Below are 12,905 nucleotides of genomic sequence, written 5' to 3'. Positions count from 1 at the left end.
AGCGCTACGCACGCAGTGAGATCTCGGAAAACGAGTTCGAACGACGACGACGCAATCTGCAACCCTATACCAATGACTGACGCACGCAATCCGGACGTGACGATCGACTCACGAGACGCATCGTGTCCAGGCCCGCTGATAGACCTGATCGGGAAAGTAAAAGGCCTTGACGCCGGCACCGTGGTCGAGCTTCAGCCCACCGAACGGAACTCGACGACCGACGTTCCGGAGTGGCTCGAGGAAGCCGGCTACGACCTGGTCGACATCGAGGAGCGCAACGAGTACTGGAGTATCTACCTGGAGGTCAACTGAGATGCATCGAATCGCCATCGTCGGCGGCGGAACGGGTGGGACGGTCCTCGCGAATCGGCTCGCGAGCGAACTACAGACCGAGATCGAGACCGGCGAGGTCGGGGTCCGGTGATCACGGCCGATCCGTACCACGTCTACAAGCCGACGTTCCTGTACGTGCCCTTCGGGAAGAAGACAGTCGACGACGCGAAACGGCCGATCGAGGAACTGGTCGACCGTCGCGTCACCCTGACGATCGAGGAGGTAACTGGCGTCGATACGGAGCGGAATCGCCTGTCCTTCGCCGATCGGACGACCTCGCTGCACTACGATCAACTCGTGCTGGTGACCGGTGCGAATCTCGAGCCCGAGGCCGTACCCGGACTCGCCGAGGGCGGCCACCACTTCTACGGCCCCGACGGCGCCGAGCGGCTCCGGGACGAACTCGCCGACTTCACCAAGGGCCACCTCGTACTGAGCGTCGTCGGCGTCCCGCACATGTGTCCGGCGGCGCCCGTCGAGTTCCCGCTGATGGTCGATGACTGGCTCCGCGAACGGGGCCGTCGCGAGGACATCGAGATCACCTACACGCACCCGATCAACCGCGCCCACGGCCTCGAGTCGGTCGCCGACTGGGCGACCGACCTGTTCGAGGAGCGCGACATCTCCCTCGAGACGTTCTTCAACGTCGACGAGGTCGACCCGGACGCGGAAGTCATCGAAACCGTCGAGGGCAACGAACTCGAGTACGACTTGCTCGTGGCGATCCCGCCCCACCGAGGCAGCGACCTCGTGACCGACGCGGGGCTGGGCGAGGACGGCTGGGTCGACGTCGACAGGCACACGCTCGAGGCGACGGCGGCCGAGGGCGTCTACACGATCGGCGACGTCGCTGATGTCCCGACGAGCAAGGCCGGCAGCGTCGCCCACTACGAGGCAGGCGTCGTCGCCGATCGGATCGCCAGCCGCGCCCGCGGGCAGACGCCGACGGTGACCTACGACGAGAAGACCGTCTGCTTCCTCGAGGCCGGGATGGACGAGGCCACGTTCATCGAGTTCTCCTCCGGCGAGGAGCCGTCCGTCCGCGAACCGTCGAAACCGCTTCACTGGGCGAAACTCGGCTACAACGAGTCCTACTGGCTCACCGCACAGGGGTTGCTGTAGATGTCCGAATCTGAACCTGAGCCCGCGAACGAGACCGCCGACGCCGGAAAGCCGACTCTCGAGCAACTCGTCGCCGACAATCCCGACGAGGTCGCCCGGTTCATAGAGCACCTCGGCGTCGTCAACGAACTGCTCGACACCGCGGACCTCGCGACCACTGCGATGGACGACCGGATGATCGAGGACTTCGCCGAGACGACGACGAACCTCGGCGCCGCAGCGGACGGGTTAGCGACGCCCGAGGCCGCGCGACTCGGCGAAGCCACCGGCGAGAACGCTGACGATCTAGCCGACGCGATCGAGGCCCTCGCCCGCCTGCAGCGGTCGGGCGCGCTCGACGACCTGCTGGCGATGGCGGACCTACTCGCGCTCGCATCGAATGCGATGGACGACGAGATGGTGACCGACCTCGCGGCGACCGGGACGCGACTGGGGGAGGTCGCCGACACCGCGATGGACGACGACGTGGCCCGGACGCTCGAGTCGCTGCTCGAGGCCGTCGGCGAGGCTGGTTCCGAACCGGCGGAATTCGTCGGTCCGATCGGAGTCGTGAAGGCGTTGCGCAATCCGGACGTCAAGGCAGGGTTGGGCTTTCTCCTCTCACTCGCGAAAGTGCTGGGACGAACGACCCGATAATTTGTCGTTCGTCCCTCTTAGACGGATAATGCGGATCGACGGTTTCGCCCCTTTTGTCGCAGCCGTTTACATAGTTTTCTTATATATACACCGATATACGATATTAAATGTATGTATAAAGAGAGTGTCGTACAGTACTGTAAGGGCTCATGTATATTGGGATATCATGGGTATTCACCACATATTTATGGACCAATTTGTGGTGGGGAAATCCATGGACAAGGCATCGATCTCGAGAGAACTCGGCCACAACGAGTTTGATCCTCGAGGGACGCTCGCCCTGATCGTGCTGTACTTCGTAGTGCTGACGCTGATGTGGCTGTTCACGTACTTCGTCGAATTTCTTGGAAACGGACCAACGGTAATCGGACTACTCGGTTTCTTGGTGAGTTTATAAGAGATGAAGATCCACGCCTACGAAAAGTTGTGGCTCGTCGCATCGATGGTATTGATCGTCGGCTTCATCTTGACGATCACCTACGGATCGGTCGGACTCGGAATCACGATGATCGGTGACGACGAATCGACGATCGCACCAGACGATATCGGAGACGATGATCGGTTTGGGGAGCCGCGCGTCGAACAGGTCGGCGAGGACGAATACGAAGCGTACGTTATCGCGCAGACGTGGATCTTTCAGCCCGATCCGATCGAGGTTCCCGCTGACAGTGAGGTCACGTTCTACGTGACGAGCTCGGACGTCGTCCACGGTTTCTCCATCCCCGGAACGAACATCAATACGATGGTTATTCCCGGAGAGATCGCGCAACTGACCGTCGAGTTCAACGAGCCCGGTGAGTACGGTATCATCTGTAACGAGTACTGCGGTGCTGGCCACCACGATATGGAAAGTGAACTGATCGTCCAGCCCGAAGACGAGTTCGATCTGACCGAACTGACCGTCGAAGCACCGGAGTCCGTCGAACCGGGAGCGGACGTCGAACTGACGGCGACGATCGAGAACGGCGAACACGAGCCCCTCGAGACGACGGTTGATACCGAAATCAGCAACGAAACGATCCAGCAGGACATCACCGTCGAGGGAGACAGTACTGAAAACATCTCGATTACCGTCGATAGCGAAGACCTCGATGAGGGAGACCACGACTGGACTGTCTCCGTCGACGGATACGAAGAAACCGGGACTGTGACGGTCGAACCCCAAGGAACGGGCGGCAACGAAACCGACTCTGACGGCGATGGTGATGATAGTGCAGACAACAATACGAACGAGACTAACGGAGGTGGCGGGACGTGACTGCACTGTTTGTTGACGAGTATCCCGCACAAGCTCGACTCGTTCGAGCCGCCTTTCTGACTGCGTTCACCGCGTTCGGCGTCGGGGCACTCTTCGGGCTCATCCAGGCGCTTCACCGGACCGATGTGTTTCGATTTCTTGAATCGGAGACGTACTATACGGTTCTAACTGGGCATGGTGTCTTCCTTGTCATCACATTCGCAATTTTCTTCCTCGTTGGACTCTATCAATGGGCGGTGACCGTCAGCCTCGAGCGAGGCCCCGTCGATATGCGAATCAGTTGGACGTGGTATGGACTCATGTCGATCGGTACGCTTCTCGTCGCGATTTCCATACTTGCAGGATTTCTAGACGACCCCCCAATGGTCCTTGGCTCGGAACTGAGCGCAGACGTTCTCTTTACGTTCTACGCACCGTTGCAAGCCCATCCGCTGTTTTATGCGGGACTTGCCACCTTTTTCATCGGAATCTGGCTCGCGGGAGCCGACTGGTTCCGGACGTGGTGGGTCTGGAAAGGAAACCATCCCGACGAGCGGATCCCGCTGCCGACGTTCATGGTGCTGACGACCATGATCATGTGGTACCTCGGGTCGATCGGCGTCGTGGTCGCAATCGTGGTATTTCTCCTCCCGTGGTCACTGGGAATCATCGAGAGCGTCAATCCGCTGCTAACGCGAACGCTGTTTTGGTACTTTGGCCACATGGTTGTCTACTTCTGGGTGTTGCCGGCGTATCTGCTGTGGTATAACGTGTTGCCGAAGGTCTCCGGCGGAAGACTGTTCAGTGATCCGCTCGCCAGAGTCGTGTTTATCCTGTTCGTCTTGCTGTCGACGCCGGTCGGAATCCACCATCAATATCTCGATCCTGGCATAGCGGAAGGGTTCAAATTTATAGCGATGACGAACACGATGTTCCTCTTGTTACCCAGTTTACTGACAGCATTCACCGTCGTCGCCAGTATGGAACACGGTGCACGTCAGCTGGGTGGCGAGGGGACGTTCGGTTGGTTACGAGCCCTCCCGTGGCGAAATCCGGCATTCACCGGCATGGCACTGGCCGGCGCGGTGTTTGCGTTCGGCGGATTCACCGGTATCGTCAACGCGGGAATGAACATCAATTACCTCGTCCACAACACGTTGTGGATCTCCGGTCATATTCACACGCAGGTCGGCACCGCAAGCGCGCTGACATTCATGGCTGGCACGTACTGGCTCATCCCCCAACTAACCGGAAATAGACTCATCAGCCGGCGGGTTGCTCTCGTTCAGGTTGTGCTCTGGTTTATCGGCATCGTGTTCATGACGAACTCGATGTACCGAGCCGGCCTTTTCGGCGTTCCGCGCCGCACGGCGGAACCGCAGTATGGTTTCGAGTACGATGTCGGTGTCGGATCGATGGCCGAACTCAACGCTCAGATCGCCCTCGGCGGAATACTATTGTTCATCTCCGCGATGCTCTTTCTCGGACTGCTGCTCCTAACGGTGTTCAATACCGATAGCGAACCAATCGTCGACGGGACGATCCCACCAGCGCTGTCCGGTCCAGAGGACTCGCCACGAGTCCTCGATAATCTGCGTTTATGGACGGCGATTGCTCTCGTGCTGGTCGCCCTCGCGTATACGCTTCCGCTGGCCGCCATCATAAGCCAAGGCGGTCTCTTGGGCCCTGATGTCAATCCATTCCCTGTCTTTATCGATGGCCTCAAGATTCTACAATACGTACTGTCGGCTATCGAAGTTGTCCCAATCTGATGCGCATCTCCTTTGCTACATTGTTGATCCTCATCGCTCTGATTCTCGTTGCTCTCGTCGAGGGGCGTACTATCCTCGCGTTCTTCGGCATCGGAATCTCACCGCTCCAAGCGGCGATTATCGGACTGGTCGCGATCGGGACACTTCTCTTGTGGGCGGTGTGGCCGACCGCCAAACAATTATCTGATTTAGAGTACTTTCGCGACAAATGACTGAAAGCCTCGTCGACCAGTGTGGCACTGCCACCGTTCGATGCTGAATCGATTTCGTGATCAACACATGTCGTCTTGTTCGGAGAGGGCTCGAGAGGTGAGGTTGGCCGGTACTGTGACTGATGATATCCAAGACCGAAGTGCAAACACGTATTCCCTCACAGTTGTCGCGAAGAATTGACGACGACGAGTAGACTACTCATTCCCATCGCGACTGCCGCGAACAGCGGATTCAGGAAGCCGGAAATCGCGAGCGGAATGGCTATCGCGTTGTACGCGAACGCCCAGCCGAGGTTCTGCCGGATGCGCCGATATGTTCCCGAGGCGACGTCAAGGAGGTCAATGATGGCGGTGAGGTCATCGCCGAGGATCACGGCGTCTGCGGCGTCAATCGCGAGATCTGTGCCGCTCCCCATTGCAATCCCGACATCCGCAGCGGCCAGAGCAGGCGCATCGTTACTTCCATCGCCGATCATCGCGACTGTCCCACGTGTGCGAAGACGACGTATCGTTTCGGCTTTGGCCTCCGGCGGGACCGCCGCGAAGACCTTGTCGACGCCGTTGATATCCCGGAACCGATCGGCCACTGCGCCCTCGTCGCCAGTGAGAACGACGACCTCGCGATCAGCTGCCAGCCGATCGATTACGCGGTGCAAGTTCTCGCGAAGCGAATCGCGTACCACGATGACACCGCGTACGTGGTTTCGCCAACCGACGGCAACCGGTACGCCGCCGTCAGATCGGACGGACTCGATTTGAGGCTCGAGTGACGACGGTATCGACATGCCGTGCTCGCGGACGAATTCCGGGTGGCCGACGAATACCCGTTCACCGTCGACGACGCCACTAACGCCTCGAGGTTCCCGTTCGAATTCGTCTACGTTCACGATGGAGTCGCGTTCGCAGTCCTCAAATGCTTCATCAGCGATCGCGTGGGCGATCGGATGCTTAGAAAACGCTTCGACGGATCCAGCGCGGTGTAAAATCTCGTCAGTGATTGCTGTCGTCGAGTCCTCGGCTCCAGTTTGGGCACTGTGGACGGCTGTGACGGACATTTGTCCCTCGGTGAGGGTACCTGTCTTGTCAAGAACGACAATATCGACATCAGGAGCATCCTCAAAAAACGTCTCTGTCACGACGACGATCCCCCGTCGTGCTGCGGTCTGGACGCCTGATGCGATCGCTAACGGCGTCGCGAGACCCAGTGCGCACGGACAGGAGACGATTACGACCGATAATCCGACCAACACTGCTGTCCCCAGACTCGAGCCAGTCGCGAGCAACGCGATCGTCGCGACCGACGCAAGTCCGACGGCAATCGGGACGAAAACCGTCGCAAGTCTGTCCGCAAGTCGCTGGATACCTGGACGGGCGCTCTGAATCGACCAGAGCAGGGAGATCAACCGATCATGCGTGCTCTCGACGCTTTCACCAACCTCGATAACGACTGCTGCGTCCGTGACGACGGTACCGCCGCGGACGGGATCCCCGACCTTCTTTGTTACAGGTAGGGACTCGCCGGTGATCAGCGATTCGTCGACAGCCGCTTGACCCTCGCAGACGGTTCCGTTAAGCGGGACGCGCTCGCCCGGACGGACGAGCAACTGTTCACCGGACTCAACTGCCGAGAGTGGGACCGTCTCACCGTTATCGGCTAGGCGGGCTTCGTCAACTTGTGTTTCGGTGAGATCGGACAGTAATCCCGCGGCACGGCGTTTTATCCGGCTTTCGTAGTAGGTTCCCGCGCTGACTACGAGGATGATTGCGACCGAGACATCAAAGTACAGGTCTGTTCGGCCGAGTACCATCGCGATGGTGCTGTACGTATAGGCACCAACCGCTGCCAGCGAGACGAGGAGATCCATGTTCGGCATTCCTGCCCGGAGACTAACGTACGCACCTCGCAGGATAGGATACCCCGTATAGAAGAGAACAAACGAGGTCATGAGCCAGATATTCACGCCGACATAGTAGCCGTCGTAGCTCCCGAACTCGGCCAGCGGCTCATACCCGAAGTAGGTCGGGTACAGGAAAACACCGTACCAGACCATCACCATCATCCCGAACAACCCACCACCGATCAGAAACTTTACGAGCGCAGCGTCTCGCGGTTCCTCGTTCGACTCGTCCGTTTGCTCGCGAGCGTCATAGCCGTACCCCGAGATAACCTCGGAAAGTTGACCATCGTCGATAACGTCGGGATTATACACCAATCGGATTGTATCCGTAGCGTAACTCGCCTCGCTTCCGAGAATTCCCTCAGTGGTTATCGCTTGCGTCTCGAGGAACGCTTCGCAGGTTGCACAGTGCATCCCGTCAACGCTGAGGAAGGCGTCCTCTCCTTCAAGGTCGTCCAGATTCGACGACTCGCTCGCCGCGCGGTCGCGGACAGCATCAGCGTTTGTATCGACATTGTCGAGCGTGCGGTGGACCTCGAGACAGCCGGCACAACAAAACGTTCCAGCGACGTTCGGGTCAGTAACAGGTGGGGATGGCGTCACGAGACCACAAAGCGTACAACTTCCTGCCGGGGTTTCGGCATCCTCGGTGCTCGTAGCGGTGAAGTCCAGCGGCTGTTTGGTATCGGTTCCGCCAGTCGTGCCGGCCGAGTTCGGTTCGGATCGAGATGGTTCTGTCATTGATACGGTGATTATTTAGAGCGGCTGATAGAGCGGAACAGGTGGATGTGGAAGGTGGATCCCATATAGTACCAATCCGTGTTGCAGCGGGACGTACCCGAGGACAAGAAAGGAGACCCCGAGCACGCGGTGCAGTCGCATTCGGGTTGACGAGCCCAGCGAACCGAGGAGTGTTCCGTAGGCGAATAATATCGGAATCGTGCCGATTCCAAGTATTCCGAGGGATATCCCACCGCGTACAGGATCGCCGAGCGCGAAGGCATAGAGATAGGCGGGGAAAATGATGGGGCATGGGAGGAAACCGTGGATACCCCCGAGAACAATGATTTTAGGGGACGCGGCGAGACGGTCAACCCGTGCTCTGACGATTGGCGATAGGTGTCCATAGAGCGTGCCGACAAGCGGAAGGTTATGTGAAATGCCGGGTTGCCCCCGGAGATAGTATGCTCCGATGACGATGATCGCAATGCCGATGAGGATACCCACTCCTCCGCGAAAGAGGTCGCCGAGTTCTGTTATGGAGTCAATCGAAACGAAGGCGAGAGCACCAAATGATACAAACATACCGCCAAGTAGAGTGTAACTTCCTGCTCGGCCAAGGTTGAACAGCACATGTTGGCGAACATCAAAGAGAGTGAGTGTATCCGATCGCTGAGTCGGGTTAGCTGATCGAACCCTGTCTGCGTACACCGTCACGAGCGGTCCACACATTCCGAGACAGTGCGCCCCGGCGAGTAACCCAACTACGAAAAACACCAGCAGGTCAACGTGTGGTCCGGAAACTATCGGAGAGCTAGCTGCGAATGTGGCGGAGGCCGCGATCCTGGACATCAGTTATCGCGTTGTTGTAGTACCGTGTCCGGTTTCAACCGGCCCCAACGCAACATATAGTGCAGCGATGATCAGCACGACGTTGACAGCGGCTACGAGCCCGCCAGTTGTCGACCTCCCGAATGCGAACCAGCCAACGGGAAGTAACGCCAGTAACCCGACTAGGAGCGCGTGCCGCGGCGTGAGCGCGTTGAGTCCCATACGGGGAATTACTCCAGTAGCTATCGACATAATACCATGGTGCTCGTAGGTGCTGAGAGTACGATCGCACACCCGTTCGCCGAAGAGTACGGTGATGGCTTTGCATGTGGCCGATGAAAGCGTGTCGCTCGACGGTCGTGTTAGGTCTTCCTGGGCATCAGGTCGTCCGGTCCGGTGGGACGAGCATGACGTTCCCTTTCGCCCGGGCGACGATGTCTTCGGAGACGCTCCCGAGCAACAGTCGGCAGAGCCTGCTGTGACCGCGCGGGCCGACGAGAATCGCCGTCGGCTCGTACTCGTCTTCGGCGGCGAGGATCTCGTCGGCGGGATCGCCCCGCTGGACCGCGGTTCGCGTCTCGATCCCCCACCGCTCGAGTTCGCGCGCCGCGTTTCGTCGGTAGTTCGCGTCGTCACCACCGCGGCCTTTCCCCTTGGCCTGAAGGTATCGCTCGAAGGAACTCGCGAGTGACTGATCGGCGCGTTTTCGAGGTGTCTTATCGGGAGTCATGATTCTTCGTTCGCGTACTGGTATGTCGGACGAACGTCCTCGAGGAGTTCTTCGACGATTTCCCAGAGGATTAAAGAGGGAGTCTCATGTTCGAACGTGATTCCCCAGCGGTCCTCCTCATCGGCGGCTGAGTACTGGAAATGCGTCCGTCCGAGATCGGGATGGTCCTCGTCCTGGTGCCAGCCAGCGTGAAAGCCCGTGTTCGGGTCGGTGTAATTGATACGGAACCAATCGTGTGGATCCTGCCGATACCATTTAACAGTTAGGTCTGGCGAATCAGGGCCTGTCGGGGGATCAAGGCGAGCCGGATCGAAAATCGCCCGCAGCTGCTTGGCCTCGATATCGTCAGGAACCACCTTGACCGCCGTGATCTGTGGAACACGGCCGAAGACGTCTCGCTTCAGTTGGGCGTGAAGGTTCGCGTTCGGATCACCACCTGGATGCGGGACCGACATCCGTTAGCTGCTGGCCTCGACAGGCTCTGTCGTCGGAGCGAGGAAGTCCCATTCGCGGATGGCGAAGCCAACGATCTGGATGCGCCGCTGAAGGTGCTCCCACTCGCGTGCGATCTCACGGCGACGGTCTTCCTCGTCGGCGTCAAGGGACTCCTTGGCGAGCGTCCCGCGAAGCTGGTTCGGTGACTTGACATCGAACTCATCCTCCCGGTCCCGGATCTGCGTCTTCATGTCGGTGAGGCGGTCCGTGAGCTCCTCGACAGTGTGCCCGCTGTCTCGAAGACGCATCGCCTCCTGCATCGCTTGGCGGCGGTAATCAGGGTAAAACGTCGTGTGAGTACCGGTTTCATCACGATGGAGTATGCCATCATCGACAAGTCGTTCGAGGACGCGTTTGGTCGGCTCGTGTGACCAGCCTGCTTCGGAGGCGATCCAGTTTGCCGTTCGCGGCTCCGATAGCTGCCGGGCAACCATCCGCACGCGGTCTTCACCCGTGGTCTGGCGTTCCATCAGGCCCTCGGAGCTCGATTCATCTTCGGTCATACAATACGGTTCGCGCTTCATCTTAATATAGGTTGAGGTCATTAATTCTATATCGAAACTTCTCCTTCGCCATCGCCCCGACCTCAGCTGAGGAGGGTTAAAGCAAACTCAAACCCTCGGTCTTGACGGCTTTACCCCGAGGAAGCGGCGTTGTGAGGTAGTTTACAATTCATGCTTACCCGACGGCAGCGGGGCACTTCAAAGATCATAATTATTCAGGTAATCAAGTCTGTTCAACTGACGTGTGCAAAAGACTTCTCGAGCAACCGCACTGGGGGTGAGAGCGCTCGAAAGCAGTTTGCTGCCCGGAATCCGCATTCGTGAGAATCGGTCACGAGGCCATAATCTCGGGGCCTAATCCTGTTGGACTAAATTCTTGAGGATAGTGAGTTATACCATCCATATACCACATATCGCTACATGAAATGGCAGGTCTGGAGTTCACAGAGTTTCGAAGGATGGGGTCAGTATTAGAGTGAATTCATCCTAACCAGCGATACTATTCGCCAGTAAGAGACAGTCTTGAACGTCTATATACATTTTGATGAGACAAATGTGAGAAAATGCCCTGGTTTTACCGTTGCTGAATAGCGTTTCCACTCACGGACAGCTAACTTGGCGAGAGCGCAGCCGATTAGTCAGGCGGAATCAGCGCCGAGGCGATGAGTTCTACACACTCGCCGGCAGTCAAGATTGGTGCGTAGTCCATCTCTCTGTCAACACCAGCTTTCAGCAGAAAGTCGGTGAGTCGCCAGATATTGTACAGCAGCACGGCAAACACGAAGTAGAACAGCCGTACCCGGTAGTTCCTCGACGAGGTCTTCGCGAGGAAGTCGTGCTTGATGTTCTTGTATTCGTTTTCGATCTGCCAGCGGCGGCTGTACCGTCGACAGAACATCTCTGCCTCGCCCGGTCCGACCTTAAGATTCGTCGCGAAGACAGCTGTGCCATCGCCTTTCGTCGACGGCACATACAAGAACCGCATTGAGTGGCTTCCTGCTTCGACGCTGACGGAGGCCGGTTCCACGGTGACTTCCTGTTCGTCGTCGTCCATCGTCTCAATGACCTCCCGCTCGTGCTGTTGATCCGTTTCGGGATCAGGTAGTTCACTCCGAGATTCGAGCACGTCTGCAAGACCTGCTGGGAGTCGAACTCGCGGTCACACAGCATCGTCTCGATGGGGACGTGTTCCTGTGCTCGCTTCACCAGGCGTCGGACGATACGATGAATCTTATTCGGAGGATTGCTGTCCCATTCTGAACTCTCTCGAATCGACTCTACACCGAGTACCAGCGGGATGTTCTGCCGAACGATCGACAAAGTCGCGAATTTGAACGCACGACGCTCCTGCTCTTTCGTGCCGCTAACCATCGACATCCCCTCAACGCCGCCGTAATATGGGATGGTCGTGATGTCGATCGCGGCGGTCACCGGTCGGCGAAAGGACGCTTCAGATGCGATGACCGAAAGAAGCCGGTCGGTCGCCGCATCGAATCCTTCGATGAGTGTCTCCAGGTCGAACTGCTTGATCGCTCGGAGATGGGTATCCCCGTGGGGACCGTAGTCGGTCCCACGCCGGTATTGGAAGCGTGCTGCGCCCTGTGGCGTCCCACAGCCGACCATCCCCATGAACGTTTGTAACTCGAAGAACTGCGTGTCTCCATACGTAGCATTCGCGGTGCGACCTGAATCGAACTCGTTGAAGCCGTGATCCCGTGCGAGGCGCGTGGTTCGGTGGATTTGTTCGTCAGTGAATCCTCGACCAGCTTCCTCGTCGTCTTTAGTAGAATGATTTTCCTCGTCGACAACCTCACTTTTCGGGCGGACGGAAGGAGCTGAGAACTCCCGGTTGTGGACTTCTTTGACGACGAAGTGAGCAGTACTCCGAATGAACTCTCGGACACCGTCATCGAAGCGATTGCGCCATGTCCGAGACAGCACAGATACATCAGGGATATGCTCCAGCTCGAACGGCTCGGCAAGTTCTTGATACCGAGTCAGAGCTCGATAGCTCTCTCCCGTAATCTCCCGGTAGATGAGGAGTCGAACCATTCCGAGAAACGAGTCCGGAGCGGGGTGCCACTCTGAATAGCTATCATTGAGATATTCGGTTCGAATCATACTCTTAGCGATGCTCAATGGCAGCGAGTTGCCTATTTGAAGCTGTTGGATAATTTCGATGCCCGTGTGGTTCTCAGTCATTCAGCAGGTACAGCCCGAGAGCGGATCCAGTGAGTCCGTCATCTATTATCAGGTGTACCGTCAGGAAACACAACTTATACAAACTAGGTTTCAGTAACTAAATTTGAATTGTGGTGAAATACACTGATCCCGAATCTCTGAGTGCATCGCGCTTCGTCGGGACGCCCAAAACACGTCGGCTGCGATCGACCTCGCACAACCGATTGAGCGGTCA

At 57.8% G+C, this 12,905-nt stretch carries 12 protein-coding genes and 2 pseudogenes; 7 read left to right on the top strand and 7 right to left on the bottom strand.

Features of this window, described 5'->3' with window-relative positions:
- The first annotated feature begins 72 nt into the window (after positions 1-72).
- The 7 genes and pseudogenes from HYG81_RS39285 (at position 73) to HYG81_RS39255 (ending at position 5,312) form a co-directional block, all read left to right on the top strand.
- Positions 73-312 (top strand): sulfurtransferase TusA family protein, encoded by a 240-nt coding sequence (locus HYG81_RS39285; protein ID WP_226777601.1) that lies wholly within the window; start codon positions 73-75, stop codon positions 310-312.
- 1 nt (position 313) lies between these two features.
- Positions 314-1,455 (top strand): annotated as a pseudogene (locus tag HYG81_RS39280) (NAD(P)/FAD-dependent oxidoreductase).
- Positions 1,456-2,091, top strand: a complete 636-nt coding sequence (locus HYG81_RS39275) for a helical membrane plugin domain-containing protein (RefSeq protein WP_226777600.1) — start codon at positions 1,456-1,458, stop codon at positions 2,089-2,091.
- A gap of 214 nt (positions 2,092-2,305) precedes the next feature.
- Positions 2,306-2,488 (top strand): cytochrome oxidase, encoded by a 183-nt coding sequence (locus HYG81_RS39270; RefSeq protein ID WP_226777599.1) that lies wholly within the window; start codon positions 2,306-2,308, stop codon positions 2,486-2,488.
- 3 nt (positions 2,489-2,491) lie between these two features.
- Positions 2,492-3,349 (top strand): cupredoxin domain-containing protein, encoded by an 858-nt coding sequence (locus tag HYG81_RS39265; protein WP_226777598.1) that lies wholly within the window; start codon positions 2,492-2,494, stop codon positions 3,347-3,349.
- Positions 3,346-5,100: a b(o/a)3-type cytochrome-c oxidase subunit 1 gene (locus HYG81_RS39260; protein ID WP_226777597.1), complete on the top strand. Its 1,755-nt coding sequence runs from the start codon at positions 3,346-3,348 to the stop codon at positions 5,098-5,100. The genes HYG81_RS39265 and HYG81_RS39260 overlap by 4 nt, the downstream gene beginning before the upstream one ends.
- Positions 5,100-5,312, top strand: coding sequence for a CbaC protein (locus HYG81_RS39255; RefSeq protein WP_226777596.1), 213 nt, complete (start codon positions 5,100-5,102; stop codon positions 5,310-5,312). The genes HYG81_RS39260 and HYG81_RS39255 overlap by 1 nt, the downstream gene beginning before the upstream one ends.
- Before the next feature lie 158 nt (positions 5,313-5,470).
- Here HYG81_RS39255 and HYG81_RS39250 read toward each other — a convergent pair whose 3' ends face one another.
- The 7 genes and pseudogenes from HYG81_RS39250 to HYG81_RS39220 all read right to left on the bottom strand — a co-directional run bounded on the left by HYG81_RS39250 (position 5,471) and on the right by HYG81_RS39220 (position 12,610).
- Positions 5,471-7,951 carry a heavy metal translocating P-type ATPase gene (locus HYG81_RS39250; protein ID WP_226777595.1) on the bottom strand — a complete coding sequence of 827 codons (2,481 nt, stop codon included), beginning with the start codon at positions 7,949-7,951 and terminating at the stop codon, positions 5,471-5,473.
- Positions 7,952-7,966: 15 nt separating this feature from the next.
- A complete protein-coding gene (locus tag HYG81_RS39245) occupies positions 7,967-8,782 on the bottom strand; it encodes a sulfite exporter TauE/SafE family protein (RefSeq protein ID WP_226777594.1) in 816 nt (271 codons plus the stop codon).
- Positions 8,783-8,785: 3 nt separating this feature from the next.
- Entirely contained in the window at positions 8,786-8,983 is a 198-nt protein-coding gene (locus HYG81_RS46100; RefSeq protein WP_226777593.1) for a DUF8131 family protein, read from the bottom strand.
- A gap of 157 nt (positions 8,984-9,140) precedes the next feature.
- Positions 9,141-9,491, bottom strand: a complete 351-nt coding sequence (locus HYG81_RS45855) for a universal stress protein (protein WP_226777592.1) — start codon at positions 9,489-9,491, stop codon at positions 9,141-9,143.
- Positions 9,488-9,946, bottom strand: coding sequence for a hypothetical protein (locus HYG81_RS39230; RefSeq protein WP_226777591.1), 459 nt, complete (start codon positions 9,944-9,946; stop codon positions 9,488-9,490). Before HYG81_RS39230 ends, HYG81_RS45855 begins: the two co-directional genes overlap by 4 nt.
- Positions 9,947-9,949: 3 nt before the next feature.
- Positions 9,950-10,531, bottom strand: coding sequence for a DUF7342 family protein (locus HYG81_RS39225; RefSeq protein ID WP_226777590.1), 582 nt, complete (start codon positions 10,529-10,531; stop codon positions 9,950-9,952).
- A 592-nt stretch (positions 10,532-11,123) separates the two neighbouring features.
- Positions 11,124-12,610: pseudogene (locus HYG81_RS39220) on the bottom strand (transposase).
- Between the last annotated feature and the right edge of the window lie 295 nt (positions 12,611-12,905).

The organism is Natrinema zhouii, from assembly GCF_013456555.2.
GTDB lineage: Archaea > Halobacteriota > Halobacteria > Halobacteriales > Natrialbaceae > Natrinema > Natrinema zhouii.
Note: the sequence above shows the minus strand (reverse complement) of the source record. Positions and strands in the feature narration are given on the sequence as shown.

What these genes read in the sequence shown, in the direction of transcription:
- HYG81_RS39285 (WP_226777601.1), top strand. Translation starts at nt 73, where the DNA reads ATGACTGACGCACGCAATCCGGACGTGACGATCGACTCACGAGACGCA.
- HYG81_RS39275 (WP_226777600.1), top strand. Translation starts at nt 1,456, where the DNA reads ATGTCCGAATCTGAACCTGAGCCCGCGAACGAGACCGCCGACGCCGGA.
- HYG81_RS39270 (WP_226777599.1), top strand. Translation starts at nt 2,306, where the DNA reads ATGGACAAGGCATCGATCTCGAGAGAACTCGGCCACAACGAGTTTGAT.
- HYG81_RS39265 (WP_226777598.1), top strand. Translation starts at nt 2,492, where the DNA reads ATGAAGATCCACGCCTACGAAAAGTTGTGGCTCGTCGCATCGATGGTA.
- HYG81_RS39255 (WP_226777596.1), top strand. Translation starts at nt 5,100, where the DNA reads ATGCGCATCTCCTTTGCTACATTGTTGATCCTCATCGCTCTGATTCTC.
- HYG81_RS39250 (WP_226777595.1), bottom strand. Translation starts at nt 7,951, where the DNA reads ATGACAGAACCATCTCGATCCGAACCGAACTCGGCCGGCACGACTGGC.
- HYG81_RS39245 (WP_226777594.1), bottom strand. Translation starts at nt 8,782, where the DNA reads ATGTCCAGGATCGCGGCCTCCGCCACATTCGCAGCTAGCTCTCCGATA.
- HYG81_RS46100 (WP_226777593.1), bottom strand. Translation starts at nt 8,983, where the DNA reads ATGGGACTCAACGCGCTCACGCCGCGGCACGCGCTCCTAGTCGGGTTA.
- HYG81_RS45855 (WP_226777592.1), bottom strand. Translation starts at nt 9,491, where the DNA reads ATGACTCCCGATAAGACACCTCGAAAACGCGCCGATCAGTCACTCGCG.
- HYG81_RS39230 (WP_226777591.1), bottom strand. Translation starts at nt 9,946, where the DNA reads ATGTCGGTCCCGCATCCAGGTGGTGATCCGAACGCGAACCTTCACGCC.
- HYG81_RS39225 (WP_226777590.1), bottom strand. Translation starts at nt 10,531, where the DNA reads ATGACCTCAACCTATATTAAGATGAAGCGCGAACCGTATTGTATGACC.